The sequence below is a fragment of the Streptomyces sp. NPDC127068 genome, assembly GCF_042724695.1.
Lineage (GTDB): Bacteria > Actinomycetota > Actinomycetes > Streptomycetales > Streptomycetaceae > Streptomyces.
In genome coordinates this window covers 1-25,756 of sequence record NZ_JBHXEN010000057.1, presented here as the reverse complement: position 1 = coordinate 25,756, position 25,756 = coordinate 1, and the positions used below count along the sequence as shown (strand labels likewise).

Annotated in this window: 25 protein-coding genes; 13 read left to right on the top strand and 12 right to left on the bottom strand. The window is 71.9% G+C overall.

Going from position 1 to position 25,756, the window contains the following annotated elements; all coding sequences use genetic code 11:
* Positions 1 to 56: 56 nt before the first annotated feature.
* Positions 57 to 1,079 (top strand): hypothetical protein, encoded by a 1,023-nt coding sequence (locus ACFWIA_RS28965; RefSeq protein WP_387010126.1) that lies wholly within the window; start codon positions 57 to 59, stop codon positions 1,077 to 1,079.
* 163 nt (positions 1,080 to 1,242) lie between these two features.
* Here ACFWIA_RS28965 and ACFWIA_RS28960 read toward each other — a convergent pair whose 3' ends face one another.
* Positions 1,243 to 1,458 (bottom strand): hypothetical protein, encoded by a 216-nt coding sequence (locus ACFWIA_RS28960; protein WP_387010124.1) that lies wholly within the window; start codon positions 1,456 to 1,458, stop codon positions 1,243 to 1,245.
* A 153-nt stretch (positions 1,459 to 1,611) separates the two neighbouring features.
* Here ACFWIA_RS28960 and ACFWIA_RS28955 point away from each other — a divergent pair, with 153 nt between their 5' ends.
* Positions 1,612 to 2,634 carry an XRE family transcriptional regulator gene (locus ACFWIA_RS28955; RefSeq protein ID WP_387010122.1) on the top strand — a complete coding sequence of 341 codons (1,023 nt, stop codon included), beginning with the start codon at positions 1,612 to 1,614 and terminating at the stop codon, positions 2,632 to 2,634.
* Between the two features lie 254 nt (positions 2,635 to 2,888).
* On the opposite strand, the gene ACFWIA_RS28950 is transcribed toward ACFWIA_RS28955, so the two are convergent.
* On the bottom strand, positions 2,889 to 3,134 hold the full coding sequence (locus ACFWIA_RS28950) for a hypothetical protein (RefSeq protein WP_387010120.1): 246 nt from the start codon (positions 3,132 to 3,134) through the stop codon (positions 2,889 to 2,891).
* Positions 3,131 to 3,379, bottom strand: coding sequence for a hypothetical protein (locus tag ACFWIA_RS28945; protein ID WP_387010118.1), 249 nt, complete (start codon positions 3,377 to 3,379; stop codon positions 3,131 to 3,133). Before ACFWIA_RS28945 ends, ACFWIA_RS28950 begins: the two co-directional genes overlap by 4 nt.
* Positions 3,380 to 3,807: 428 nt before the next feature.
* On the opposite strand from ACFWIA_RS28945, the gene helR reads away from it, so the two are divergent.
* Positions 3,808 to 5,961: an RNA polymerase recycling motor ATPase HelR gene (gene helR / locus ACFWIA_RS28940; RefSeq protein WP_387010116.1), complete on the top strand. Its 2,154-nt coding sequence runs from the start codon at positions 3,808 to 3,810 to the stop codon at positions 5,959 to 5,961.
* Between the two features lie 57 nt (positions 5,962 to 6,018).
* On the opposite strand, the gene ACFWIA_RS28935 is transcribed toward helR, so the two are convergent.
* From ACFWIA_RS28935 to ACFWIA_RS28925, 3 genes are all read right to left on the bottom strand, one after another.
* A complete protein-coding gene (locus ACFWIA_RS28935) occupies positions 6,019 to 6,711 on the bottom strand; it encodes an alpha/beta hydrolase (protein ID WP_385486930.1) in 693 nt (230 codons plus the stop codon).
* An 87-nt stretch (positions 6,712 to 6,798) separates the two neighbouring features.
* Entirely contained in the window at positions 6,799 to 7,167 is a 369-nt protein-coding gene (locus tag ACFWIA_RS28930; protein ID WP_387010114.1) for a hypothetical protein, read from the bottom strand.
* 121 nt (positions 7,168 to 7,288) lie between these two features.
* The gene (locus tag ACFWIA_RS28925) at positions 7,289 to 9,700 is read right to left on the bottom strand and encodes an immune inhibitor A domain-containing protein (protein WP_387010112.1); all 2,412 of its coding nucleotides are present in this window, start codon (positions 9,698 to 9,700) and stop codon (positions 7,289 to 7,291) included.
* Between the two features lie 438 nt (positions 9,701 to 10,138).
* On the opposite strand from ACFWIA_RS28925, the gene ACFWIA_RS28920 reads away from it, so the two are divergent.
* A complete protein-coding gene (locus ACFWIA_RS28920; RefSeq protein ID WP_387010110.1) occupies positions 10,139 to 10,486 on the top strand; it encodes a hypothetical protein in 348 nt (115 codons plus the stop codon).
* A 19-nt stretch (positions 10,487 to 10,505) separates the two neighbouring features.
* Here the strand turns inward: ACFWIA_RS28920 and ACFWIA_RS28915 are convergent, their stop codons facing one another.
* Positions 10,506 to 11,333, bottom strand: a complete 828-nt coding sequence (locus ACFWIA_RS28915) for an RDD family protein (protein WP_387010108.1) — start codon at positions 11,331 to 11,333, stop codon at positions 10,506 to 10,508.
* Positions 11,334 to 11,429: 96 nt separating this feature from the next.
* Positions 11,430 to 12,956: an RDD family protein gene (locus ACFWIA_RS28910; protein ID WP_387010107.1), complete on the bottom strand. Its 1,527-nt coding sequence runs from the start codon at positions 12,954 to 12,956 to the stop codon at positions 11,430 to 11,432.
* Positions 12,957 to 13,268: 312 nt separating this feature from the next.
* Here ACFWIA_RS28910 and ACFWIA_RS28905 point away from each other — a divergent pair, with 312 nt between their 5' ends.
* Positions 13,269 to 13,751, top strand: coding sequence for an SsgA family sporulation/cell division regulator (locus ACFWIA_RS28905; protein WP_387010105.1), 483 nt, complete (start codon positions 13,269 to 13,271; stop codon positions 13,749 to 13,751).
* Between the two features lie 32 nt (positions 13,752 to 13,783).
* Here the strand turns inward: ACFWIA_RS28905 and ACFWIA_RS28900 are convergent, their stop codons facing one another.
* Entirely contained in the window at positions 13,784 to 15,163 is a 1,380-nt protein-coding gene (locus ACFWIA_RS28900) for an FAD-binding oxidoreductase (RefSeq protein WP_387010103.1), read from the bottom strand.
* A gap of 97 nt (positions 15,164 to 15,260) precedes the next feature.
* On the opposite strand from ACFWIA_RS28900, the gene ACFWIA_RS28895 reads away from it, so the two are divergent.
* Positions 15,261 to 16,778: a tetratricopeptide repeat protein gene (locus ACFWIA_RS28895; RefSeq protein WP_387010101.1), complete on the top strand. Its 1,518-nt coding sequence runs from the start codon at positions 15,261 to 15,263 to the stop codon at positions 16,776 to 16,778.
* 419 nt (positions 16,779 to 17,197) lie between these two features.
* On the opposite strand, the gene hppD is transcribed toward ACFWIA_RS28895, so the two are convergent.
* Positions 17,198 to 18,352, bottom strand: a complete 1,155-nt coding sequence (gene hppD / locus ACFWIA_RS28890; protein WP_387010099.1) for a 4-hydroxyphenylpyruvate dioxygenase — start codon at positions 18,350 to 18,352, stop codon at positions 17,198 to 17,200.
* A gap of 121 nt (positions 18,353 to 18,473) precedes the next feature.
* Here hppD and ACFWIA_RS28885 point away from each other — a divergent pair, with 121 nt between their 5' ends.
* From ACFWIA_RS28885 to ACFWIA_RS28855, 7 genes are all read left to right on the top strand, one after another.
* The gene (locus ACFWIA_RS28885; protein WP_385486912.1) at positions 18,474 to 18,944 is read left to right on the top strand and encodes an Lrp/AsnC family transcriptional regulator; all 471 of its coding nucleotides are present in this window, start codon (positions 18,474 to 18,476) and stop codon (positions 18,942 to 18,944) included.
* Positions 18,945 to 19,001: 57 nt separating this feature from the next.
* A complete protein-coding gene (locus tag ACFWIA_RS28880) occupies positions 19,002 to 19,649 on the top strand; it encodes an ABC transporter permease (RefSeq protein WP_385486910.1) in 648 nt (215 codons plus the stop codon).
* Complete coding sequence (locus ACFWIA_RS28875; protein WP_387010096.1) at positions 19,642 to 20,922, top strand: betaine/proline/choline family ABC transporter ATP-binding protein; 1,281 nt, start codon at positions 19,642 to 19,644, stop codon at positions 20,920 to 20,922. Before ACFWIA_RS28880 ends, ACFWIA_RS28875 begins: the two co-directional genes overlap by 8 nt.
* Entirely contained in the window at positions 20,919 to 21,761 is an 843-nt protein-coding gene (locus ACFWIA_RS28870; RefSeq protein ID WP_387010094.1) for an ABC transporter permease, read from the top strand. The genes ACFWIA_RS28875 and ACFWIA_RS28870 overlap by 4 nt, the downstream gene beginning before the upstream one ends.
* Positions 21,762 to 21,811: 50 nt before the next feature.
* Positions 21,812 to 22,756 carry a glycine betaine ABC transporter substrate-binding protein gene (locus tag ACFWIA_RS28865; RefSeq protein WP_387010180.1) on the top strand — a complete coding sequence of 315 codons (945 nt, stop codon included), beginning with the start codon at positions 21,812 to 21,814 and terminating at the stop codon, positions 22,754 to 22,756.
* 70 nt (positions 22,757 to 22,826) lie between these two features.
* The gene (locus ACFWIA_RS28860; RefSeq protein ID WP_387010092.1) at positions 22,827 to 23,438 is read left to right on the top strand and encodes an ArsR/SmtB family transcription factor; all 612 of its coding nucleotides are present in this window, start codon (positions 22,827 to 22,829) and stop codon (positions 23,436 to 23,438) included.
* Positions 23,439 to 23,487: 49 nt separating this feature from the next.
* Entirely contained in the window at positions 23,488 to 23,697 is a 210-nt protein-coding gene (locus tag ACFWIA_RS28855) for a hypothetical protein (protein WP_387010090.1), read from the top strand.
* 32 nt (positions 23,698 to 23,729) lie between these two features.
* Here the strand turns inward: ACFWIA_RS28855 and ACFWIA_RS28850 are convergent, their stop codons facing one another.
* Together ACFWIA_RS28850 and ACFWIA_RS28845 are read right to left on the bottom strand one after the other, a co-directional pair.
* Positions 23,730 to 24,518 (bottom strand): S16 family serine protease, encoded by a 789-nt coding sequence (locus ACFWIA_RS28850; protein ID WP_387010088.1) that lies wholly within the window; start codon positions 24,516 to 24,518, stop codon positions 23,730 to 23,732.
* A gap of 50 nt (positions 24,519 to 24,568) precedes the next feature.
* Entirely contained in the window at positions 24,569 to 25,210 is a 642-nt protein-coding gene (locus ACFWIA_RS28845) for an IclR family transcriptional regulator (protein WP_385486897.1), read from the bottom strand.
* Between the last annotated feature and the right edge of the window lie 546 nt (positions 25,211 to 25,756).

Here is a 25,756-nt window from a genome sequence, read left to right as displayed (position 1 = left end):
TGCGCAGGCATCCGCCCAGGACAGCGGCATGCCGCCAAGCCTCAGTGGAGGAGTCCGTGAAACGACGCCAGTTCGCCGCTTCGGCCGGAACGATCGCCGCAGCCACCACTCTGACCGGCACTGCCACCGCATCGACACCCCGCATCGGCATGGCCGATGTCCACCAACTCGAATCGGCCTTCCATCAGATCGTTGCTGCCGACAACGCGCGCGGCGGGGGCGTTCGATTGGAGACCCGCGCGCTCCGCTTCGCGAAGCTCGTTACCGATGTCCAGGCGAACAGCACCGCCAGCCAGCATGTGCGCCAGCGGATGTACTACCTCGCCGCAGCCTTCACGGGAAGCGCTCTTTGGGCGGCGATCGAGGATCAAGCGCCCGAACGGGCCAACCAACACCTTGACCGCGCGACCCGACTGGTCGGACTCTCTGGCAACCCCGACATCCAACTCCGGATCTGGGGTCATGCCTCGATGCTGGCCACCCAGACAGGCAACCTCTCCGAGTCCCTCGCCGCATGTGAGGCTGCCAAGGCCTCGCCGTTGTGCCGCCGGGACCCGTTGTACCGCTCGCTGACGGCTGCCCGCTTGGCAAGTTCGCAAGCCCGCATGGGTGAGCGCACCCAGGCCCGCCGCAGCCTGGCGGTCGCCGCCCAAGCGTTCGAGCAAGCCGACCAGCAAACGTCTCGGGCTCCCTGGGTGGCTTTCTATGATCGCTCGGAACTGGAAGGGCTGTCCGGTCTCGCGATGTCGGATCTTGGGCGACACGATCAGGCAGAGGCGCACTTCCACCGCGCCCTCGCGCACTTGCGTCCGGACTATGAACGCAACCGGAAGTACTACACCTCGCATCTGGCCCTCTCCCAAATCCGCCAAGGTGACGTGGAACTGGCGTACACGACGGCATCCTCCGTGTTCCCCGGCCGCGACGACGCTCCACTGACCGGGCGCCAATGGAAGCTGCTGAAGAGGTTCAGTCACGAACTAGCTATTCAGGCGAAGGGCACAGAAACGGCTGCCTCCTGGGCGGAACGCTATGCGGACGAACGGAACCACGACGGGCAGCCATCCGGCAGGCGCTGATCGACGTACACACCGCTCCGCCCGAGACCGACCGCACGACCGCCCGCGGACGCCGGAGCAGGGGGCAGCCCATAACTGCCCTTCCTGACGTGAGCCGACAAAGCGGCGGCCCGGTAGTGGGTGCGCGCATTCCAACGAGCAATCAAGCTGACCTGACAGGCAATCAAGCGTAGCCCTCGGCAACCGTGAACCGGTAATTTTTACGCAGGACTCGATGCACCCTGGGTACATGAACGGCTACTTTGAGCACATGACGTGGAACGTCTTGCTCGCCGCTCGGATGAAGGCCGAAGGCTTGAAGCAACACGAGCTGGCCGATGCGCTGAATCGTCGCATCGCTTCCTTCACCGGAAGACTCGGAACGCTTCAGGATCGTCACGTCCGCAACTGGTTGACCGGAAAGACGAAGTGGCCGCACGCGAGACAACGGCGCGCTCTAGAGGAAGAATTCGGATGTACGGCTGCCGAGCTGGGCTTCCGGAGACCGCCGCCCAGGACAGCGGCACACCGCCAAGCATCAGTGGAGGAGTCCGTGAAACGCCGCCAGTTCGCCACCGCCACCGGAACGATCGCCGCCACCACCGCGCTGCCCGATCCCGCCTCCGCCTCGACCACCCGCATCGGCATGGCCGACACCCAGCGGCTGGAGGCGGCCTTCCAGCAGATCGCCACCGCCGACCAGACCCGTGGCGGCAGCACCGCTCTGGAGTCCCGCGCCCTCGGCTTCGCCCGCCTCGCCCTCGGACTCCAGAAGAACGGCATCGCCAGCCAGCGGGTCCGCCAGCGGCTGTACTACCTCGCCGCGGTCTTCACCGACACCGCACTCTGGTTCGCGATCGATGCACGGGCCCTGGAGCGGGCCGAGCGGCACCTGGACCGGGCCCTTCGGCTGGCCGGGCTCTCCGGCAGTCCGGACATCCAACTGTGCCTCTGGGGGCACGCCGCGATGCTCGCCGTACAGACGGACAACCTCCGCGACGCGCTGGCCGCGTCCGAGGCGGGCCAGGCGTCCACTGCCTGCCGCCAGGACCCCGCGTACCGGTCCCTGGCAGCCGCTCGGCTCGCCGGAGCCCAGGCCCGGATCGGTGACGGAACGGCCGCGCGACGGCAGGTGGACGTTGCCGCGCGGGCCTACGAGCGGGCCGAACCGGACGTTCCGCGCGAGGCATGGGCCGGGTTCTTCGACCGCGCCGAACTGGAGGGCCTGTCCGGCCTCGCACTGGCCAACCTCGGGGAGCACGAGCAAGCCGAGGCGTACTTCCATCGCACCCTCGCGCACTTGCGTCCGGAGTACGCGCGAAACCGGCAGTACTACACCACCCAACTGGCCCTCTCCCAGCTCCGCCAGGGAGACGTGGAACTGGCCTGCGTCACCGGCTCCGCCGCGCTGGCCGGTGCAGGCCACGCCCCGCCGAACGGGCGTCAACGCAAGCTGCTCGACACCTTCCACCGCGAGCTGAACGCCACCACGAAGCGCACCGGCGCTGCGGCAGCTTGGACGGAACGCTACGTCGACGAAAGGAACCGCGACGGACGGTCATCCGGCAAGCGTTGATCGACGCGCACACCGCGCCGCCCGAAACCGACCCAGGGAACCCGTTCACCCGGCGGGTTCCCCCGGTGCATGGACCGCTGGAGCGGCGCCGGCGAGTGGCCACCGTTCGAGGACTCACCACTCTGCCCGGTCGTGCTCCGCACACTGCGCTCACGGCAGCACCCCGCGTCCCATGCCCGCCCGGTCCGGCACCAGTTCCACACCTTGCCACTGTGGGCACCGTCGGCGTGCCGTCCTCCCAGCCCACAAGCTCATCACGGCGACGGAACCATGCGCACCACCGTGACCTTCAGAACGTTCCGTGCCACGTAGTAGCGAATGAAGACGTCTGCGACAGTCGCTTCCCTACGGTCACGCTCCCGGTCAACAGCCCGCGAGCCGTGTCCGTAGGGGTCGCGTCCCAAGGTGCTCTCCATCAGCGACCGGAACCGCGCGTGCGACGGCAACTGCTTCAGCGTTGCCTCAGCCACGGGCGCATAGGCGATCTCGTAACGGCTCACGCGGCGCCCCGGTTCTCCGCCTCCAGGTGGGCGAACACCTCGGCGTCCTCGGGGTCGGAGGCGAGGTCGAGGATCCAGTGCCGGACGATGTCGGCGACCGTCTCCACCGTGGCCCGGCCCAGCTCCTCTTCGAAGAGCCGGCGCTGTTCGTCGGAGAGGGCCTCGCGGATGCCCGCCACCGTGGCGGGCACCTCCACCCGGTCCTCGTTGCGGATGGTCCATCTCGACGTTTCAGGGTCGGCCATGACAGCGGGTCCTCTCCGGTCCAGCGGCTCGACGCCGCCGCGTCCATGGGGTCCGCGCCAGATTAGGGCTCGGGAGCCGGAGTCGGGACGTACCTCGGCCCGGCGCGTGCAGCACGGTAGGGGCGTGCGCAGCGTCACAGGGTGTGTGGAGTGGGGGGAGGGCGGAAAGGGGAATGTTCGCGCGCTTTCCGTGTTCAACGTATAGCGCAGTGGGGGGCTTGCGGCAAGGCCCCGGTCGTGCCGCAGAATCGCCGACCGAAGCCGTACCCCCCCCCGGGACCGGGACGGGTCCGGGGGGCGCCCGGGTCCTTGGACCGGGGAGCGAACGCTTAGGCTCGTTGCTGCGCGCGCCGTGGTCGCCAGCACCCCCCTCTGATCGGACCCCCTGATCGGACCCCGATCCGACACCGCAGATCGAAACCGAGGCCATGAACCCCCTGACCACCAGCGCATTCGACCTTCCCGACCGCCTCTCCCCCAAGGCGGACCCGGCACTGATCGACGGCGACGAACGGCATTTCGCGGCCATGGCGGAAAGCCTGGAACAGTCGATCGCCGAGGTGTCCGAGCTGCTCGACCGGGAGCGCAGGGCACCCGGCGGGGTCGGGCGGGACGCGATGGACCGGGACGCGGAGGTCCACCGGCTGACCGGGCGCCTGCACGGGCTGCGCCGCTTCGGCCTGGACCTGTGCCTGGGGCACTTCGTGTCCGCGGACAGCCCGGAGCCGGTGTACGTCGGGCGGCTCGGTCTCACCGACAGCTCGGGGCACCGGCTGCTGCTGGACTGGCGCTCGCCCGCGGCCGAACCGTTCTTCGCGGCGACCCACGCCCGTCCGATGGGCCTGGTGAGCCGCCGCCGCTACCGGTGGACCCGGGGCCGGATCGGTGACTACTGGGACGAGGTGTTCACCGCGGACGGGCTGGAGGGGCACGCGGCGCTGGACGACCAGTCCGCGTTCATCGCCAGCCTGGGCAGCAACCGGTCGGAGCGGATGCGGGACGTGCTCGGCACCATCCAGGCCGATCAGGACGCCGTCATCCGGGCGGGGTCCCGCGGTGCGCTGGTGGTGGACGGGGGTCCGGGTACGGGGAAGACCGTGGTGGCCCTGCACCGGTCGGCCTACCTGCTCTACTCCGACCCCCGGCTCGGGCACCGTCGGGGCGGGGTGCTGTTCGTCGGCCCGCACCAGCCGTACCTGGCGTACGTCGCGGACGTCCTGCCGAGCCTCGGTGAGGAGGGCGTGCAGACCTGCACGCTGCGTGACCTGGTCGCGGAGGGGGCGACGGCGACGGTCGAGAAGGACCCGGAGGTGGCCCGGCTGAAGTCGTCCGTGGAGCTGGTGCGGGCGATCGAGCCGGCCGTGAGGCTCTACGAGGAGCCGCCCGCCAAGGGGATGACGGTCACCAGCCACTGGTCCGAGACCTGGCTGAGCGCCGAGGACTGGGCGGCGGCGTTCGAGGCGGTGGAGCCGGGCACCCCGCACAACGAGGCGCGCGCGCAGATCCGGGAGGAGCTGCTGACGATCCTGATCGACAAGGACACCAGCGAGGCCACCCCCGAACTGCTGCGCAGGTCACTGCTCCAGAACCGGGAGCTGCTCGGGGCGCTGAACCGGGCGTGGCCGATGATCGAGGCGAGTGACCTGGTCGGGGACCTGTGGACGGTGCCCGCCTATCTGCGCAAGTGCGCCCCGCACCTGAGCGTCGCCGAGGTGCGCCGGCTCCAGCGGGCGGACGCGCAGGCGTGGACGGTGTCCGACCTGCCGTTGCTGGACGCGGCCCGGCAGCGGCTGGGCGATCCGCGGGCGTCGGTGCGCAAGCTGCGGCGGGACGCCTCGGTGGCCGCCCAGCGGGCCCGTAGGTCCGCGGTGATCGACAGCCTGTTGGCGGCCGACGACGACGCGGAGGGCGCGGTGACCATGCTGCACGGGAGGGACCTCCAGGACAGCCTGATCGACGAGAGCGGGCTGCCCGTCGCCGATCCGGAACCCCTGGTCGGCCCGTTCGCGCACGTCGTCGTGGACGAGGCCCAGGAGCTGACCGACGCCGAGTGGCAGATGCTGTTGCTGCGCTGTCCGTCGCGGAGCTTCACCGTGGTCGGGGACCGTGCCCAGGCCCGGCAGGGGTTCGAGGAGTCGTGGGAGCAGCGGTTGGAGCGGATCGGGCTGGACCGGGTCACGGTGGCGTCGCTGAGCATCAACTACCGGACGCCCGAGGAGGTCATGGCCGAGGCGGAGCAGGTGATCCGGTCCGTGCTGCCGGACGCCAACGTGCCGACCTCCGTGCGCAGCAACGGCGTGCCCGTGGTCCACGGGTCGGTCGAGGACCTGGATGCGGTGCTCGACGCCTGGCTCGCGGAGCATCCGGACGGGGCGGGGGTCGCGTGCGTGATCGGCGACCCCTCGTTCCGGCCGCGGCCCCGCGTGCGGTCACTGACTCCGGGGACGTCGAAGGGCCTGGAGTTCGACCTGGTGGTCCTCGTCGATCCGGAGGCGTTCGGCGAGGGCGTCGCGGGGGCCGTGGACCGCTACGTCGCGATGACCCGGGCGACGCAGCGGCTCGTCGTCCTCAGGAGCTCCTGAGCCCTCAGGAACTCCTGAGCCGTCCGCAGGAACTCCTGGGCCGGCCGCGCGGGCTCCTCAGCCGGAGTCCCGGGCCGCGGTCTCGATCAGGTCGGTCACCTCGACCGGTCGGGACGCCAGGGAGGCGTGGCTGGCGTCCAGCTCGATGATGCCGCGCGGGGACATGCGCTGGGCCATCTTCTTCTCGTTCTCCGGGTTGATCATCCGGTCCTGGGTGGAGATCTGGTACCAGGTGGGCTTCCGGCGCCAGGCGGGGTCGGTGATCGTGTCGCCGAAGGTGCTGCCCAGCGGTGCCTTCTGGGTGACGGCGAGGACGAACGCCTCGTCCTCGTCGAGGTCCTGGCAGAAGCTCTCGCGGTACTTCTCGGGCTTCACCCAGAGGTAGCCGTCGGAGTCGGGGGCGATGTTCTCGAACGCGGCGGGCGGGAGGTCCTGGCTGATCTGCCCGGGGCTCTCGCCCGCGTCGGGGGCGAAGGCGGCGATGTAGACGAGGCCGGTGACGTTCGGCAGGTCGCCCGCCTCCGTGATCACGGCGCCGCCGTACGAGTGGCCGACCAGCAGGACCGGGCCGTCGATCTGCTTGACCATCTTGCGGGTGCGTTCGGCGTCCTCGGCCAGGGAGGTCAGCGGGTTCTCGACGGCGTGCAGCCCGGTGTGGCCGCGGCGCTTCAGTTCGAGGATGACCTTGCCCCAGTGGGCGGCGCCACCCCAGAATCCGTGGACGAGGACGATCGAGGGCGTGTCAGCCATGACTGCGGGCCTTTCGGTGCGGTTCGCCAGGGCCCCCCGGTCGACCGTAGGACCGCCGAGGGCCGTCCGCCACCGGAGCGGGTGCCGCTACTCGCCCTTCACCCGGGCGGTCAGCCCGGGGTGGGTGCCCAGCGGGGGGCGGCGCAGCAGGCTGCGGATCGGGTGCCACAGTTCGGCCGAGTCGTCGGGGGCGGTGCGCCACACCAGTCCGTCGGGGTGGTGGAGGACCGCGGTGATCTCGTCGGGGGTCGGCGGTTCGACGTTGCCCCGCAGGTAGACGGAGCGCAGGCCGAGGTTGCGGAGCCGGGTGAGGGCGCGGGCCCGGTTGCCGGCGACGATCAGTACGCGGACCCGGTCCGCGGTGTCGGACAGGGCGTTCTCCGCGGTCGGGCTCGGCAGGTTCAGGGCCACGACCACGTTCCCGTTCGGAAGTCTGCAGAAGCCTCCCGCACTCATATCGTCACACCCCCGTGAGACATCGTGTCAATAAGGACCGTACAGACGCACCTAAGCACGGCCGGCCGCCACCCCGCTAGAGGGTGGCGGCCGATCATGGCTTGACCTGCGAAGACGCCTTCTACCTGGTAGATCGTCCGACCTGGACGGTGATCGTCGAGCCGTCCCGGGGCTGCTTGATGATCTTGATCCGGGTATTGGTGTCAGTGACCTTGACGCTGGCGGTCGGGTTCGCCGCGTCCCAGTAGCCGCCCTTGCGGTCGTCGAAGACCGGGACCCCGCGGTGTGCCGCGATCTTGGTCGGGACGTCCGCGTTGTGCAGCGTGAACGCCGCCGAGCCGCGGGTGCTGAAGGTCGAGTCGAAGGACTGGATGCGGTTGCGCATCAGGTTGCCGTTCGCCCACTTCAGCGGGGTCGGGCTGGCGTCCACCGGGAGGATCAGCCCCCGGCCGTGGTGCTGGCTGGTGTTGTTGTCCTTCTGGGAGGTGTCCCAGAGCCAGACCAACAGGCCCTTCTGGTACTTGTAGTGCTCCACCCAGTCCGGACGGGTGGTGGAGAAGCCGAAGTTGTACGGGCCGACCTCCAGGGTCTGGTCGTACGACACGTACTGGCGGTTCTCGGCGATGTAGTACTGCTCGTACTGGTTGGTGAAGGACTCGCCGATCCGCGAGAAGCCCTTGGTGGTCCAACCGCCCGCGTCCGTCTCCGCGTTGTCCGAGAAGACGGGCGTGCCGTCGGCGGTGACCGTGAGCGCGTCACCGGTGAAGCCGAGGCCGCCGGTGCCGCCGTCGGTGGCGTACCGCAGGCGCAGGTCGATGCGCTGGCCGGCGTACGCGTCCAGGGAGTAGGCGAGCTTCTTGTGGCCGCCGGAGACGCCGCTCAGCGCGGGGCGGTCGGCGCCGTCGCGGGCCAGCGGGCCGCCGTCGGCGGTGCCGTCGAGCGCGGTCCAGTTGGCGCCGCCGTCCGTGGAGACCTCGGCGTAGAGGTAGTCGTAGTTCTCCTCGATGTCCCACCAGCCCTGGAGGGACAGCTCGGCCTTGGTGCGGCCGGTGAGGTCCACCGAGCGGGTCAGGGCGTTCTGGAGGTCGTCGCCCTGGCCGCTCCACCACTGCCGGGTGCCCTCGGCGGGCTTGGTGACGGTGGTGGTGACCGGCTTGGTCGGCAGCTGCACGATCAGCGCCTGCGGGTTCTTGGTGTTGTACGCCGAGACGCCGAGGCGGTGCGTGGACTTGGTGGCCGCGCGGGCGAGGTCGTAGTCCAGCCAGCCGAGCTGGAGCTTGTCCCAGGCGGTCATGTCGCCGGGCAGGTCACCGATGGCGTCCTTGCCCCGGCCGAGCCAGGAACCGCTGGACATCAGCGACCAGAAGCCGGTGGAGTTCTCGCCGCCGCCGGAGGTGTCGTAGAGGTCCGGCAGACCGAGGTCGTGGCCGTACTCGTGGGCGAAGACGCCGAGTCCGCCGTTCTCCGGCTGCACGGTGTAGTCGCCGACCCAGATGCCGGTCTCGCCGATCTGGGTGCCGCCGGCGCGGTTGTCGCCGGGGCCGGTGCGCCCGGCGTCGCTCCCGTACGCGTACCAGCGGTGCGCCCACAGGGCGTTGGGGCCCTCGGTGCCGCCGCCCGCGGACTCGTCCTCGCCCGCGTGCACCAGCTGGAAGTGGTCGATGTACCCGTCGGGCTCGTTGAAGTTGCCGTCCTGGTCGAAGTCGTACCGGTCCCAGAGGTCGTAGGCGGAGAGGTCCTGCTTGATCTGGGCGTCGGTGCGGCCGGCGGCCTTCTGGTCGCGGACCCAGGCGTTGACGCCGTCGCGGACCGCGTCCCAGACGTTGACGCAGTTGGAGGAGCCGCAGTAGTTGGAGCCGTAGCGGGCCTCGTTGTAATCGACCTTGACCCAGTCGGAGACGTGACCCTCCACCGAGTAGCGGCCCGAGGACGCCTTCTCGTAGTAGGTCTTCAGGGACTCCTTCTTGCGGCCCTGCTCGTCGACGCCGGTGCCGAAGTAGAGGTCCTGGAAGTGGGCCCGGTTGTAGTCCGCCTGCCAGGCCGTCGAGTTGTCCTTCGCCCGGTCCGGCTGGGGGATCTTGTTGTGCGCGGGGCCGGGCGTGCCGCCGTACTTCAGTACGGGGGGCTTGGGGCCGTTCGGGCCGTCCGGGTCGTGCTGGGTGGTGCTGTCGACCTTGTCGCCGAACTCCAGCAGGATCGTGAAGATCTTGTCGGTCTTCTCCCGGCCCAGCTCCACGTACTTCTTGTCGTCGAGCTTGACGACCTTCGAGCCGCCGCGCTGCTGCACGGTCGCGCCACCCGCGAGGACCTGCTCCAGCGCGGTCTCGCGCTGTTCGGCCCGGGCCTCGCTGAAGGGGCCTTCGAGGTCGTGGTCGACGTGGCCCTTCGCCGGGGCCGGGTCGTGCCGGTCGGCGGCCGGAGCGGGGGCCCCGGAGTCCGGAGCGGCCAGGGCCGGGCCGGAGTAGGCGGCGGTGGCCGCGGCGAACGCCACGGCCACCGCGGCGACCCTGAACGTCCTGCTTCTTCTGCTCACGTGACGGTGTCCTCCCCTGCGCCCCGCGTACCGCGGCCGTTGGGGGGTTCCCGGAGCGGGGAGGGCCGCGCGCGGTGTGCGCGTCACAAGTGCGGTCATTCGATCGGAGTTACAGAAGAAAAGACAGACCTTGACTTGAACACTTCAACGCACTATGCAGGGTGGGGGCTCCGCTATCCGGACGTGCCGTGCGCCGTCCGTTGACCGCCGTCCGAGCCCAACCGGCGCGCCGAAACGTCCACTTCGTGGAATCGGTGACCCTGTGCGCCCCCCGTGCATCGGCACCGTGCGCCACGTCACGCTTACGGTTCGGGTCCGAGGGGCATGGAGGCGGTGAAGTCGCCCCGAGACGTTCCCTCGTACCCTGTACCTCGTCCCGGGGGGCCTCGCCGTTCCCCACCGACCCCCGTACCCGATAGTCCCGAGGACTGATACGCCATGCCTCGTCCGACTGCCGCACAGATCGCCTACGGAACCGCCACCGTCGTCTGCTCGACGCTCGCCATGCTGCTGCTCTCCCGGACGAGTTCGGGCATCGCCGTCGCGGTCATCGCCATCGCCGCACTCGGACTCGGCCTCCTCGTGGCCGTCACCGTTCCCCTGCCGAAATCCCGACCGCGGGGCACACCGGTCGCCGCCCGCGCCGCGACGCCCCGCATCCCCGGACAGCGCACCGTCGGGACGCAGGCGCCCGCGGCCCGGGAGGCGGTCGACACGGTCGCGGTGACCCGGCGCCTCGGTTCCGCCCGTCGACCCGCGGGACGACCGGGGCCCAGCCGCCCGTAAGCCCGGCGGGGCGCCCGGCTCAGACGGTGCTGACCTCGACCGTCTTGGCGGCCTTGTCGTGCAGGCCCTGCTTGAACGGCTTGTCGAAGAAGCTCCAGCCACCGGCGATCGCCGTCCAGACGCAGGCGCAGCAGAACGCGAACGGCAGCCACAGCACCGCCGCCCGGACCAGCGAGGTCTGGACGGACGGGGTCGCCCCGTTGTCGAGGTTGGCGACCCGCATCTTCAACAGCCGTTTGCCGAGCGTCTGCCCGGTGCGGGAGATCAGCACCGTGTCGTACCCGATGTAGAGGATCGCCGCGAGGACGGACTGTCCGAAGGACTTGCCGTACTCCACCTCGTCCGGGTCCACGGAGTACCCGGAGACGCCGAACGCCCAGGACAGCAGCCAGACCACCACCCCGACGATGATCATGTCGATGATCCGGGCGAGGACGCGTTTGCCGCTGTCGGCCAGCGGGGGCATCCCCGCGAGCGGGTCGGCGCCCCCGTACGGGCCGCCGCCGCCCGCACCGTACGGACCGCCGCCGCCAGCGGGCGGGGGCGGCGGGGCGCCGTACGGGGAACCTCCGCCGGGAGGCGGGGCGCCCCAGGTCGGGCCGCCACCGGAGGGGGGTGGCGGCCCACCGGGCGCCCCGTCGCCTCCGGGCCCGCCGCCCGGGGGCTGACCCGGGGGCGGGCCACCCGGCGGCGGACCTCCCGGGGGCGGACCTCCGGGGGGCGGACCTCCGGGGGGCGGGTCGTAGGGCGAACCGCCCTGGGGGACACCACCCCCGGACGGCGGCTGCTTGCTGAACGGGTCGTCTTCCGGCTGTCCGGGCCCGGGCCGCGGCGGTTCGCTGCTCATGGCCCGAGTGGATCGCGAACCCCCCTGCCCCGCATCCGGCACGCACCCGTCCGGGCGATCACCCGGCCCGGCGGCGCGCTCCGGCGCGCCCCACGCCTACCGGGCGACGAACGTACGGGCCGCCTTGTCGTGCCAGCCCTGCCGCCACGGCCGGTCGAACACCGCCCACAGCACGCCCAGCGCGCCGACCGCGAGCAGTCCGGGCACGGTGAGCACCAGGAACCGCCGCAACGCGGCCCCGAAGGACGGGGCCTCGTGCGCCCCGATGTCCTGGACCCGCAGCCCGAACAGTCGTTTGCCCGCGGTACGGCCCCACTTGGCGGTGGGCAGCACCTCGTACACGATCCCGGTGAGCAGCAGCACCGCGACGACGGCCCCGAGGTAGCCGGCGGTCGTTCCGTCCACCAGCCAGACGGTGACCGTCCGGCCGGACAGCTTCGCCGCCTCGATCTTCTCGTCGACGTGGTCGGCGGCCCGGATGCCGAGCGGCACCGCGGCGGCGCCGGTCACCGCGGCGATGACCGCGGTGTCCACCAGCCGGGCCAGCAACCGCCGGCCCAGGCCCGCCGGTCGGGCCGCCGCCTGGGCCTGGGCCACGGCCAGGAACGGGTCGCTGACCGGGGGCTTGAACGGGATCACGGGCCCCTCGCCGCGTCCCTCGTCCCCAGTGGCGGGTGCGGCGGGCGCCGACTGGGCGAGGCGGTGGACCTGCTGCGCCCACGACGGCTGCCCGGCTCCGGGCCCGGGCGGTACCTGGGCCGGGAGTTCGGGAGTGCCGTGCTGCACGGGAGCGGCGGGGGCGGCAGGGGCTGCCGGGGCCGGGGGGGCGGCCACGGGCGGCGCGGGAGCCGGCAGTGCGGGTGCCGGGGCCGCGGGCGGCGGGGATGACGGGGCCGACTGGGCGGGGACGACGGGGGCGGGTGCCGGGTCCGCGGGGGCGGGTTGCGGCGGGAGTCGGACGGGTCCCTGCTGGTGCGGCACCGGGCCCGGCGACACGGGCGCGGGGGGCGTCGGGGTGCCGGGCGGGGCGTGGGTGCGCGGCGCCCGGTGGAAGGTCATGGTGCCGTGGTCGCCCGGGACGCCCCGGGTGACCTCGCCGCGGGCCGGGGCGTCCGGTCCGGCGTCCTCCCGTCCCGCGGCGTCGGGGAATTTCGGGGCGGCGGGCGCCGCCGGGGCCGCGGAGCCGGTGGCGGGCGCCGGGGGCGCGGCCGGGGCAGTGGCCGCTCGGGGGTCGGGCACCGACGGGGCGCCCCAGGACACCTTGCGGTCCTGGTCGCCGCCGAAGCCCGACTGGAGGCCGGGACTCGCGCCCCAGGAGGCGGCGGGTTCGGGGCGGTTGCCGTGCGGGGACGACGGGGCCGGAAGCTCCGACCGGGGCGGCTCCTCCTCGTCGAAGAAGACGGGGCCGGTCTCCTCCACGGGCGGGGCGGCGGCCGGGACCGGGGCGGCCGGGACGGTCGGCTCGGGGGTGTGCAGGAGGGCGCCGTCCGTGGGCGCGGGACGGCTGGTGCCGGGCACCCACGCGGCACCGTTCCAGTACCGGACGTATCCCGGAATGGAGGGGTCCGGATAGTAGCCCTCACGGGGCGTTTCATCGCCGGGTGCCGGAGTTGGGGCGCTCATGTCCGTCGTCCCGTATCTGCTCGTTGGTGGGTGATGGGGGCTCCACATCTATCAGACCCGCGCCCCCGCCCGTGCGGGACCGGCGTGACACGCCCCTTCCGGGCAGGGCGCACCACCCGGTGGCACGGTGGTGCGCCGGTGGAACAGGGCCCGGGTGACGGGCGGTCGGGCGGGTACGCGCAGCAGGACGCGACGGGTCGCCGGGAACCGCTGAAAAAACTTTCCGGAAGTCGCGTAATGCTCCCGGGCGGACGCGCTCTCCCTCGCGTGGACCTGTTCCGGGTCCGCGTACTCAGGGAGAGGAACGAAGAGATGCACACCGTGGTGGAACGCGAGTTGGAACTGAGGCTGGTCCTGTCGCCCGAGCGCAGCATTCCCGTCCCGGCCCGACTGACCTACCGGTCGAACGACCCGTTCGCCGTGCACATCACCTTCCACATCGGTACGGAGCACCCGGTGAACTGGACGTTCGCCCGGGAGTTGCTGGTGGAAGGGGTGTTCCGGCCGTGCGGGCAGGGGGACGTACGGGTGTGGCCGACCAAGGTCGACGGCCGCAGCGTGGTGCTGGTGGCGCTGAGCTCCCCGGACGGGGACGCCCTGTTGGAGGCGCCCGCCGCCCCCGTGTCCGCGTGGCTGGAGCGCACCCTGCGGGCCGTACCCCCGGGGGCCGAGACCGAACAGCTCCACATCGACGACGGTCTGGCGGCGCTGCTCGCACCCACCCCGGACCGCGGGCAGGACGACCTGTGGCCGTGCGAACCGCTGGCCGGCGACGAGGGGCACGACGGGGAGTGAACGCGGTGGAGGGCCGCCGCGCACCGCTGCGGTCAGAAGAGCTTGCCCGGGTTGAGGATGCCCAGCGGGTCGAAGGCGTGTTTGACGGCCCGCTGCGCCTCCATGCCCACCGGGCCCAGTTCGCGGGCCAGCCACTCCTTCTTCAGGACGCCGACGCCGTGTTCCCCGGTGATGGTGCCGCCCAGTGCGAGCCCGAGGGCCATGATCTCGTCGAAGGAGGCGCGGGCCCGGCGCGTCTCCTCGGGGTCGGCGGCGTCGAAGCAGACGGTGGGGTGCGTGTTGCCGTCGCCCGCGTGGGCGCACACCCCGATCGTCAGCCCGTGCTTCTCGGCGATCCGCTCCACTCCGGTCAGCATGTCGCCGAGCCGGGTGCGCGGCACGCACACGTCGTCGATCATCGTGCTGCCCTTGACCGCCTCCAGGGCGTTGAGTGCCAGCCGCCGGGCCTGGAGCAGCAGTTCGGGCTCGGCCCGGTCAGCGGCGGGCACCACCTCGGTGGCGCCGGCCGCCGTGCACAGGGCGCCCACCGCGGCGAGGTCGGCGGCCGGGTCGGCGGTGTCGAAGGCCGTGAGCAGCAGGGCTTCGGTGGTGTCGGGCAGGCCCATGCGGGCGAGGGAGTTGACGGCGCGGACGGTGGTGCGGTCCATGAGTTCGAGCAGCGAGGGGGTGTGGCCGGCGGCCATGATCCGGCAGACCGCGTCGCAGGCGGCGGCGGCCGAGGGGAACTCGGCGGCCAGGACGAGGCGTTCCGGCGGCTTGGGCACCAGGGCGAGGACGGCGCGGACGACGACGCCGAGGCTGCCCTCGGAGCCGACGAACAGCCGGGTCAGGTCGTAGCCGGCGACGCCCTTGGCGGTGCGCCGTCCGGTGCGCAGCAGTCGGCCGTCGGCGAGGACCACGTCCAGGCCGATCACGTACTCGGCGGTGACCCCGTACTTGACGCAGCACAGGCCGCCGGCCGCGGTGCCGATGTTGCCGCCGATCGTGCACGTCTCCCAGCTGGACGGGTCGGGCGGGTAGGCGAGGCCCAGCTCCCCGGCGGCCCGGTTCAGCGCCGCGTTCACCACGCCCGGTTCGACCACGGCGATCCGGTCCACGGGGCTGATCTCCAGGATGCGGTCCATCTTCACCAGGGACAGCACGAGGCAGCCGTCCACGGCGTTGGCGCCCCCCGACAGTCCGGTGCGAGCGCCCTGCGGGACGACCGGGACGCGCAGTTCCGTCGCCGTGCGCATCACGTGCTGGACCTGTTCCACGGTGCGCGGCAGCACCACGGCGGCCGGGACGCCCGCCGCGCAGAAGCTCGCCGTGTCGCGGGCGTACGAGGCGGTGACGTCCGGATCGGTGTGGACCGCCCCCGCCGGCAGACCGGCGAGGAGACGGTCGACCAGGGTGGTGCTCGTGCTGCTCATCCGCCCAGCGTCGCACCCGGGGCCATCGGTGTGAACCCGGGCGTGCTGCGCGTCACCTGCGCGGACGCCGTCACCGGGCCGGGTCACAGTGAGCGCCATGAAGGCCACGACGAGCGCGATCCGGGCCCTGGAGTCGCCCGAGGAGACGGCGACAGCGACGGACGAGCAGCCGTCAGGGGCGGCGGTGCGGTGGCGGCGGGCCGGCCGGGTGCTGCGGGCGACGCTCGTCGCGGGGCTGGTCGTCGGGGGTGCGGCGGCGCTGGTGCTGTGGCCGCAGCCGCGCGCGACGGTGCCGCCCGCGCCGGGCCCCGGGGCGCGGGCCCTGAGCGCGGTGGAGACCGGCGGCCCGGCGACGGCGACGGACCTCGCGGTGCTGATCGCGGACCGGGAACGGCACCTGCGGGCGCACCCCGGGGACCACGCGTCCCGGGCGGTGCTGGGTGCGGCCTACGGGGAACGGGGCCGGCGCTCCGGCGACTCCGCGGACTTCCCCCGGGCCGAGCGGGCCCTGCGCGCTGCGCTGGCGGCCCGGCCCGGGGGCGATGCGGGGGCGCTGACCGGGCTGGCGGCGCTGGCGGTCGCCCGCGGTGACCTGCCGGCGGCCCGGACCTGGGGCGAGCGGGCGGTACGGCTCGCGCCGAAGCGGTGGGCCTCGTACCCGCCGCTGATCGAGGCGTACCGGGGGCTCGGTGACGACGCGGCGGCCGGGGAGGCGCTGGAGGCCCTGCGGGGGCTACGGGTGCCCGAGGCCGCGGTGCGTACGGTGACCGGGCGGCTGTACCGGGAGCGGGGGTGGCGCGAGGACGCGGTGGCGAACCTGACGGACGCGGTGACCGCGGCCCGCACCCCGGCCGAGGAGGCGTGGGCGCGGCAGTTGTTGGGGGAGGTCGCCTGGGACCGGGGCGAGGCGGAACCGGCACTGCGGCACTTCGACGCGGCGCTACGGGTCGACCCCGGCCGGTACGAGGCGCTCGCGGGGCGGGGGCGTGCGCTGGCGGCGCTGGGGCGCGGCGACGAGGCGGTGCGGGCGTTGCGGGAGGCGTCCGCGCGGCGGCCCGTACCCGAGTACGCGCTGGAGTTGGGCGAGCTGCACGAGGCGCTGGGGGCGCGGGACGCCGCCCGGGACGCGTACCGGGTGGCCCGGGAGCGGGTGCGGGTCCGTACGGCGCACGGGGCGCGGGACCTGGTGCTGCTCGGGCGGTTGGAGGCGGACCACGGGGACGGGGCGGCGGTCGCGGCGGTGGTCGCGGAGCTGGAGGCGGAGGTGCGGCGGGGGGCGCGGCCGGCGGTGTTGGACGCGTTGGGGTGGGCGTTGTTCCGGTCCGGGGAGTCCGAGCGGGGGCTCGTGCGGGTGCGCGAGGCGCAGGAGAAGGGGCCTCGGGTGCCGATGGTGTCCTATCACCGGGGGGTGATCGAGCGGGAGTTGGGGCGCGGGGGCGCGGCTCGGCGGCACTTCGGGGATGCGGTGCGGTTGCATCCCTCGTTCTCTCCGCTTTTTGCGCCTCGGGCTCGGGCTGCGCTGGGTGCGCTCGGGGAGCTGGGTTCGGGTGGGCCCGTTGAGGTGGACGGCCCGCCCCAACCCCTGACGTCGCCGTCGGCTTCTCCGTCCCCCTGAGCCTCCGCTGTCCCGTGCGGGTGCGATCAGCTGCACGTGCGCTGTTGTTTTGCGCAGTTCCCCGCGCCCCTATCCGGGTCCGATCAGCTGAGGGTTCGCCGTCCCGTACGGTGTGCCCCTATCGGGGTCCGCAGGAGACGACGCGCCGTCGCCAGAGGCCCCGATCAGGGGCGCGGGGAACTGCGCAGAGCCGCCGCGTACGGCACAGGACAGCGAACCCGGAGCCGGACGTACCCGATAGGGGCGCGGGGAACTGCGCAGAGCCGCTGCGTACGGCACAGGACGGCGAACCTGGGGCCGGACGTACCTGGATCAGCGCACGGGGGCCGGACAGCGCGCCCCCAGGTGGACGCACGGGGTCGACCCACCGCGCACCCGCACGGGGACAGCGGACGGGGACGGGGTTCACGGGGGAACCGTCACAGGTTGCCGCGGGCTTCCTGTTCGCGTTCGATCGCCTCGAACAGCGCCTTGAAGTTGCCCTTGCCGAATCCCATGGACCCGTGCCGCTCGATGATCTCGAAGAACACCGTCGGCCGGTCCTGCACCGGCTTGGTGAAGATCTGGAGCAGGTACCCGTCCTCGTCCCGGTCCGCGAGGATCTTCAGCTCGCGCAGCGTCTCGACGGGGACCCGGGTGTCACCGACCCACTCCCCCAACGTGTCGTAGTACGAGTCGGGGGTGTCGAGGAACTGGACGCCCGCGGCCCGCATCGTCCGCACCGTCTCGACGATGTCGTTGGAGGCGAGGGCGATGTGCTGGACGCCGGCGCCCCCGTAGAACTCCAGGTACTCGTCGATCTGCGACTTCTTCTTCGCGATGGCGGGCTCGTTGATCGGGAACTTGACCTTGAGCGTGCCGTCGGCGACGACCTTCGACATGAGGGCGGAGTACTCGGTGGCGATGTCGTCGCCGACGAACTCCTTCATGTTGGTGAAGCCCATGACCTCGTTGTAGAAGGCGACCCATTCGTTCATCCGGCCGAGTTCCACGTTGCCGACGCAGTGGTCGATGGCCTGGAAGGTCCGCTTCGCGGGCGGCGCCACGATCGGCTCGGCGGCGACGAAGCCGGGCAGGTAGGGGCCCTCGTAGCCGCGCCGTTCGACCAGGGTGTGCCGGGTGCGGCCGTACGTGGCGACGGCGGCGAGGACGACGGTGCCGTTCCCGTCCCGGACCTCGTACGGCTCGGTGACGCTCCGGGCGCCGTGCCGCACCGCGTAGGCGTGGGCGGCGCGGGCGTCGGGCACCTCGATCGCGAGGTCCACGACCCCGTCACCGTGTTCGGCGACGTGGTCGGCGAGGAAACGGCCCCACTCGGTGGCGGGTTTGATCACGGAGGTGAACACGAAGCGCGCGGAGCCGTTCTCCAGGACGTAGGAGGCGGTCTCGCGGCTGCCGTTCTCGGGGCCGGAGTAGGCCACGAGCTTCATGCCGAACGCGGTCGAGTAGTAGTGGGCGGCCTGTTTGGCGTTGCCCACGGCGAAGACGACCGCGTCCATGCCCTTCACCGGGAAGGGGTCGGCCTCGCGCGCGGTGGTGGGGGCGGGATTCATGTGCGCAGAAGTAGCTGCCATAGCCGCAGGCTCCCGCCCTTCCACAAGGTGCGCAATAGTTTGCGTTTTTAGTGGGCATTATGACTAGGCAGAAGACCGTTCAGGGGGTCTTTCTGTACATGATGACCATGAGGGAGGCCCCATGGCGATCGATCATCTGGACGGCCGGCTCATCGTGCTGCTGGCCCGCGAGCCACGGATCGGGGTGCTGGAGATGTCCCGCCGCCTCGGGGTGGCCCGGGGCACGGTGCAGGCCAGGTTGGACCGGCTTCAGTCGAACGGAGTCATCCGGGGGTTCGGTCCCCAGGTCGATCCGGCGGCCCTCGGCTACCCGGTGACGGCGTTCGCCACGCTGGAGATCCGACAGGGTCAAGGCGCCGACGTCCGGGCCCACTTGGCGACCGTTCCGGAGGTGCTGGAACTGCACACGACGACCGGCAGCGGGGACATGCTGTGCCGGCTGGTGGCCCGCTCGAACGCCGATCTCCAGCGGGTGATCGACCGCGTGGTGGGTTTTGATGGCATCGACCGGGCCGCCACGGCGATCGTCATGGAGAACCCCGTACCGCTGCGGATCATCCCGCTGGTGGAGCAGGCGTCGCAGGACGACTGACCCCACCGGCGCGCTCACCCGGCGGTCCCGGCGCCGGGCGAGGAGGGCGGGACGGGCGTGAACTTCTGGAGCTATCTCGGCAACCGTCACGAACAGTTGCTCGCGGACGCGTACCAGCACGCCTCGGCGGTCTTCCAGTGCATGGTGGTCGCCACCGTGCTCGGCGTGCTGATCGGGGTGTTCACCTACCGCAGCGAGTGGGCGGGCAACCTCGCGACCACCACGACGGCGACCCTGCTCACCATTCCCTCGCTGGCGATGATCGGCCTGCTGATCCCGCTGGTGGGCCTGGGCGTCGCCCCGACCGTCATCGCGCTGACCCTGTACGGGCTGCTGCCGATCGTCCGGAACGCGATCGTGGGACTGCGCGGGGTGGACGCCACCCTGGTGGACGCGGCGAAGGGCATCGGCATGTCGCGCGGCGCCCGGTTGCTGCGGATCGAACTCCCGCTGGCCTGGCCACCGATCCTCACCGGCATCCGGGTCTCCACCCAGATGCTGATGGGGATCGCCGCGATCGCCGCGTACGCCTCGGGCCCGGGTCTCGGCAACGAGATCTTCCGCGGGATCGCCTCGCTGGGCAGCAAGAACGCACTGAACCAGGTGCTCGCCGGCACCCTCGGGATCGTCGTGCTCGCCCTGTTGTTCGACACCGCGTACGTCCTGCTCGGGCGGCTGACCATTCCGAGGGGGATTCGTGTCTGAGCCCGCCGCAGCGCCGCCGGAGGGGGACGGGCCCGTCGTCCGGGCGACCACCGGGGCGGCCATCGAGTTGGAGAACCTGAGCAAGCGGTACCCGGGCAGCGAGGCGCCCGCCGTCGACGACGTGTCCCTGGAGATCAAGGCGGGCGAGACGGTCATCTTCGTCGGCCCGTCCGGCGGCGGGAAGACCACCCTGCTGAAGATGATCAACCGGCTGATCGAGCCGACCGGCGGTCGGATCAGGATCGCCGGCGAGGACGTCACCGACATGGACCCGGTCCGGCTGCGCCGCAAGATCGGGTACGCGATCCAGTCCTCGGGGCTGTTCCCGCACATGACCGTCGCCCAGAACATCGCCCTGGTCCCCCGCATGACCGGCTGGACGAAGTCCCGGACCCGGGACCGGGTCGAGGAGATGCTGGACCTCGTCGGGCTGGACCCCGGCGAGTTCCGCGACCGCTACCCGCGCCAACTCTCCGGCGGTCAGCAGCAACGCGTGGGGGTGGCCCGGGCCCTCGCCGCCGACCCGCCGGTCCTGCTGATGGACGAACCGTTCGGCGCGGTCGACCCGATCACCCGCGACCACCTCCAGGACGAGCTGATCCGCCTCCAACAGGAACTGCGCAAGACGATCGTCTTCGTCACCCACGACTTCGACGAGGCGATCAAGCTGGGCGACCGGATCGTGGTGCTGCGGGAACGGTCCCAGATCGCCCAGTTCGACACCCCGGAGGCCATCCTCACCAATCCGGCCGACGACTTCGTCTCCGGGTTCGTCGGCGCGGGCGCGGCCCTCAAACGGCTCAACCTCACCCGGGTGCGGGACGTGGAGATCCGCGACTACCCGACCGTCACCGTGGACGACCCGCTGCAACGCATCTTCGACCTGCTGAAGACCGTCGGCACCAACGAGATCCTGCTCCTCGACAAGCGGGGCCGCCCCTACAAGTGGCTCCGGCGCGGCGACCTGATGCGGGCCCGCGGCTCGCTGGCCCGGGCCGGCACCCTGGTGCACGACACGGTGACCCGGGACGCCACGCTGCGGGACGCCCTGGAGGCCGTGCTCACCGACAACGCGGGCCGGGTCGCGGTCACCGGGCGGCGCGGCGAGTACACCGGGGTGGTCGACATGGAGACGCTGATGAACTCGGTGCACGAACTCCTGGAGGCCGACCGGCTGGAAGCGCTGGAGCACCAGCACGAACTGCTCGCCCAGCACGCCGACCGCACCCGCGCCGAGCAGGAGGGCGCCTCGGACGGGAAGCGGGCGCCGTGAACGGGCCCCCGGGCTCCCACGAGGTCAAGGGCGTCGGCTTCCAGGACACCGGCGAGGCCCCCGAGGCGGCCCGGCCGTCGACCGCCAACTCCCGGGTGCCCGCCCGGGTCACCTGGCGCAAACTGGTGGTCCTGCCGTCGGTGATCGCGATCGTGCTGCTCGCGACCTGGCTGTGGTTCCAGCAGGCCAGCCTGGACTCGGTCAGCCGCAACGCCCTCGCCGGGGACGTGGTGCGGCTGCGCCTGTGGGAGCACATCCAACTGACGGCGATCTCCACGTTCTTCGTACTGATCATCGCGATCCCGCTCGGCATCCTGCTGACCCGGCGGCTGCTGCGCCCGGCGGCACCGTTCGCGATCGCCCTGGCCAACGTGGGGCAGGCGACTCCGGCGATCGGGCTGCTGGCCCTGCTGGTGATCTGGCTCGGCATCGGGGCGCGCACCGCCCTGGTCGGCATCATCGCCTACGCGCTGCTGCCGGTGCTGTCCAACACGATCGCCGGGCTACGGGCCAACGACCCGACGCTGTTGGAAGCGGCCCGCGGCATCGGGATGTCCTCGGTCGGGGTGTTGCGCCGGGTGGAACTGCCGCTCGCCGTCCCGCTGATCCTCGCGGGCGTGCGCACCGCGCTGGTGCTCAACGTCGGCACCGCGACCCTGGCGACCTTCGGCGGCGGCGGGGGCCTCGGCGATCTGATCACCGCCGGGATCACCAACCAGCGGATGCCGGTCCTGGTGCTCGGCTCGGTGCTGACGGTGTCCCTCGCCCTGTTCGTGGACTGGCTGGCGTCGATCGCCGAACTGCTGCTCCGCCCGCGGGGGTTGGAGGTGGGGACGTGAGCCGCGCCACCCGGTACGGGGCACGGGTACGGGTACGGGTACGCGGGGCGGTGGTGGCGCTGACTGGCGGGGCGCTGCTGGCGGGGTGCGGGCTGACCAGCGGGTCGCCGATGGTGGACGACGTGCACCCGGGGTCGATCGGGCAGGGGCTGCCGCTGAAGGGCGCGCAGCTCACGGTGACGTCGAAGGAGTTCACCGAACAGCTGATCCTGGGCGCGATGATGGGCATCGCCTTCGAGGCGGCCGGCGCTGAGGTCTTGGACCGGACCGGCATCCAGGGCTCGATCGGCGCCCGCGAGGCCGTCAAGTCGGGCGAAGCGGACGGGATGTACGAGTACACCGGCACCGCCTGGATCACCTACCAGGGCAACTCGGCGCCCATCCCGGACCCGGACGCCCAGTGGCGGGCGGTGCGCGACGCCGACCTGGACAACGGCATCACCTGGTTGGCGCCCGCCCGGCTGAACAACACGTACGCCCTGGCCACCAACCGGGCGAACGAGGAGAAGTACCGGACGCGGACGCTGTCGGACGTGGCGGCCCTGTCGAGGTCGGACCCGAAGGCGGTGTCCCTGTGCGTGGAGAGCGAGTTCGCTTCCCGTGACGACGGGCTGGTCGGGATGGAGAAGTCGTACGGGATGGACATCCCCCCGTCCCGGGTGATCCGGATGGACACCGGGATCATCTACACCCAGACCGCCAAGGGCGCCTGCACCTTCGGCGAGGTGTTCACCACGGACGGCCGCATCAAGGCCATGGACCTGGTGGTCATGACCGACGACAAGCACTTCTTCCCCAACTACAACGTCGCCCCGGAGATCAACACCAAGGCCCTGGAGAAGCACCCGGCGATCCGGGACGTCCTCGACCCGATCACGGCCCGGCTCGACAACACGGTGGCCCGCGAGCTGAACGCCAAGGTGGACGTGGACGGCGACGACCCCCACGAGGTGGCGCTGGACTGGCTGGTCGCCGAGGGGTTCGTGAAGGAGTGAGCCAGCTTACAAAGACTTCTATGCAATGCTCTCTTTGCAAGAGGTCCTTTGCATAGTTATCTTTGTGGGCATGGAACCTGTGGAACCCCTGGAGTCCGCGGCGGCGGGCGCCGAAGGCAAGATCCGCCAGCTGGACGCCCGGGCGCTGCGCGGACTCGCGCACCCGCTGCGGATGGAGATGCTGACCGCCCTGCGCCGCGGCGGGCCCGCGACCGCCTCCCAACTCGCCGCGAAGCTGGGCGAGTCCAGCGGGGCCACCAGCTACCACTTGCGCCAGCTCGCCGCGTACGGCTTCGTCGAGGACGCCCCCGAGCAGGGCAAGGGACGCGAGCGCTGGTGGCGGGCCGTGCACGAGGGCACCGAATTCGGGAGCGGTCTGATGCGCGACGCCGATCCGGAGACCCGGGGCGCGGTCGACGTGTTCCTGCACGAGATCGCCCACAGTCACGCCCGCGAGGTGTCGACCGCGATCGCCACCCGGTACGAATGGGCGCAGGAATGGTCAGAATCGACCGACCTCAGCAACTTCACGTTGCGACTGACGCCCGGCCAGACCCGTGAACTGTCCCGGCGGATGCACGAACTCGTCAACAGCTACCAGGACTCGGTGGAAGAGGACGGCACCGGGGCCGCCGCCCGGGTCCGGGTGCACCTGCACGCCTTCCCCCAGCAGGACGCCTGAGTCCGCACCCGTCCCCGCTTCCGATCTCCGCACCCGGAGGGAGAACGTCATGCATCCCGACGTCCATCTGATGATGCACCGTCAGCGCGCCGTCGAACTGCGGCGGGAGGCGGGTCCACGCGTACGGGCCGCGCCCCGGTCACGCACCGGTCCGCGCACCGGTCCGCGCCTCGACCTGCGGGCCCGACTGGGCTGGACCCTGGTCGAGTGGGGGCTGCGGCTCGCCACCACGCCCCGACGACTCGATCACGGCCTCTGACCCTCCGGCCCCGTTCGTCCCGTGGCGCCGGTTCAGCAGCTGGGAACCTTGTCGCCCTTCTCCAACGCCTTCAGGGAGTTCACCGCGCCCTTGAGGTCGGTGACCGGGACCAGCCGCAGCCCCTTCGGAAGGTCGGTGCGGGCGTCCCCGCACTCCGCCTTCGGCACCAGGAAGACCGTGGCACCGTCGCGCCGGGCCGCCCGGGTCTTCAGGGAGACCCCGCCGACGGGTCCGACCTCGCCGTCCGGGGTGATCGTGCCGGTGCCGGCGATCGTCCGGCCGCCCGTGAGGTCGCCGCCGCCACCGTCGCCCTGGAGCTTGTCGATCACACCGAGGGCGAAGAAGAGGCCCGCACTCGGGCCCCCCACGTCGGCCAGCCGCAGCGAGACCCGCACGTCGTCGAAGTCGCCGCCCAGGTAGTTCAGGGCGGCCTCCGCCGCGGTGTCCTGGGACTTCGCCATCTCGCGGGTGTTGTGCTGCTCGATCTCCTCGGTGGAGTCCCCGGACGGGTAGACCGCATCGTGCGGCATCACGGCCCGGTCCTCGCGGAACCAGCTGTCCCAGACGGTGCCGAACTGGACGTCGGTACCCGGGCCCGTCACCTCGATGGTCGTCATCCGCAACTGCCCCGAGGTCTTCCGCACCGGAGCACCCTCGATCGTGATCACGGCAGTGCCGTCGTTCTTGCCGAGGACGTCCGCCGTCAGACCCGGTTGGGCGATGACGAACGGGAGGGGTGCGAAGACCGCGGTGGCCACCAGGGCGACGATCGGAACCGCGCAGAGAACGATGGCCTGGAGGCGTGTGAGGCGTGAGAGCACCCTGCAACCTTACGGGCACCGGGCGCTCCCGCCGGTGTCCCGGGTCGCGCTCAGCGCAGGGCGTCGGCGACCTCGCGGGCCGCGTCCACCACGCGTGGCCCCACCCGCTCCGGCACCGAGTCGGACAGCATGACGACCCCGACGCTGCCCTCGACTCCGGTCACCCCGAGCAGGGGCGCCGCGGCGCCGCTGGCCCCGGCTTCGAGTTCGCCGTGCGTGAGGGCGTAACCGGGGTGGTCGAGGAGGCCCTGCCGGGCGGCGAGGATGGCGCGACCCGCGGCCCCCCGGTCCAGCGGGTGCCGGAACCCGGTGCGGTAGGCGACGTGGTAGTCGGTCCAGGTGGGTTCGACCACCGCGACGGCCAGGGCCTCCGAGCCGTCGACCAGGGTCAGATGGGCGGTGGCGCCTATGTCCTCGGCGAGCGCGCGCAGGGCGGGTAGCGCGGCCTCCCGTACGAGGGGGTGCACCTGGCGGCCCAGCCGGAGCACGCCGAGGCCGACCCTGGCGCGACCGCCGAGGTCGCGGCGGACCAGCGCGTGCTGCTCCAACGTGGCGAGCAGTCGGTACACGACGGTACGGTTCACACCGAGCTTGGTGGACAGCTCCGTCACGGTCAGCCCGTGGTCGGTGTCGGCGAGCAGTTTGAGGACACGCAGTCCTCGGTCGAGCGTCTGAGAAGTCTCCGCGGTCACGACGCCCACTCCTTCGGTGATGAGGGGTCGCGGCCTCCTCCGCGGACGAGCGTCACCCGTCCCTGGGCGATGCGTGGCGGAGGCTGCCGGCAGCCAAGGCGACCCGGGGCCCACGGGCGTAGCCCACGGCACACCGGCTGCGCTCCGCGGCGGCGCTGCCACGGGGCGTGTGCGTTGCGGGGACACTAGCGAGCCGGTTCGATGAGCGGAAGTCTCCGTCCAGAATCCGGGCACGGACTCGCGAGTAGCGTCCATTTGATCCCGTTTCGCTCCACGGCTCCGCTGCTCGGTGCGCTTCCCTGCGGGGTGCGTTGTCCCTGTGCGGGTGCGTTGTGCTTGCTCGCGCAGTTCCCCGCGCCCCTTCGGTGCGCTTCCCTGCGGGTGCGTCGTTCCTGTGCGGGTGCGCTGTTGCTTTGCGCAGTTCCCCGCGCCCCTGGGCGGGTGCGGCGTTCCTGTGCGGGTGCGTTGTGCTTGCTCGCGCAGTTCCCCGCGCCCCTTCGGTGCGCTTCCCTGCGGGTGCGTCGTTCCTGTGCGGGTGCGCTGTTG

Excerpts from the sequence above, each read along its gene's own strand:
- ACFWIA_RS28920 (WP_387010110.1), top strand. The coding sequence starts at position 10,139 with ATGCCTCGTCCGACTGCCGCACAGATCGCCTACGGAACCGCCACCGTC.
- ACFWIA_RS28900 (WP_387010103.1), bottom strand. The coding sequence starts at position 15,163 with ATGAGCAGCACGAGCACCACCCTGGTCGACCGTCTCCTCGCCGGTCTG.
- ACFWIA_RS28910 (WP_387010107.1), bottom strand. The coding sequence starts at position 12,956 with ATGAGCGCCCCAACTCCGGCACCCGGCGATGAAACGCCCCGTGAGGGC.
- ACFWIA_RS28905 (WP_387010105.1), top strand. The coding sequence starts at position 13,269 with ATGCACACCGTGGTGGAACGCGAGTTGGAACTGAGGCTGGTCCTGTCG.
- ACFWIA_RS28895 (WP_387010101.1), top strand. The coding sequence starts at position 15,261 with ATGAAGGCCACGACGAGCGCGATCCGGGCCCTGGAGTCGCCCGAGGAG.
- ACFWIA_RS28915 (WP_387010108.1), bottom strand. The coding sequence starts at position 11,333 with ATGAGCAGCGAACCGCCGCGGCCCGGGCCCGGACAGCCGGAAGACGAC.
- ACFWIA_RS28945 (WP_387010118.1), bottom strand. The coding sequence starts at position 3,379 with ATGGCCGACCCTGAAACGTCGAGATGGACCATCCGCAACGAGGACCGG.
- ACFWIA_RS28930 (WP_387010114.1), bottom strand. The coding sequence starts at position 7,167 with ATGAGTGCGGGAGGCTTCTGCAGACTTCCGAACGGGAACGTGGTCGTG.
- ACFWIA_RS28860 (WP_387010092.1), top strand. The coding sequence starts at position 22,827 with ATGGAACCTGTGGAACCCCTGGAGTCCGCGGCGGCGGGCGCCGAAGGC.
- ACFWIA_RS28885 (WP_385486912.1), top strand. The coding sequence starts at position 18,474 with ATGGCGATCGATCATCTGGACGGCCGGCTCATCGTGCTGCTGGCCCGC.
- helR (WP_387010116.1), top strand. The coding sequence starts at position 3,808 with ATGAACCCCCTGACCACCAGCGCATTCGACCTTCCCGACCGCCTCTCC.
- ACFWIA_RS28935 (WP_385486930.1), bottom strand. The coding sequence starts at position 6,711 with ATGGCTGACACGCCCTCGATCGTCCTCGTCCACGGATTCTGGGGTGGC.
- hppD (WP_387010099.1), bottom strand. The coding sequence starts at position 18,352 with ATGGCAGCTACTTCTGCGCACATGAATCCCGCCCCCACCACCGCGCGC.
- ACFWIA_RS28855 (WP_387010090.1), top strand. The coding sequence starts at position 23,488 with ATGCATCCCGACGTCCATCTGATGATGCACCGTCAGCGCGCCGTCGAA.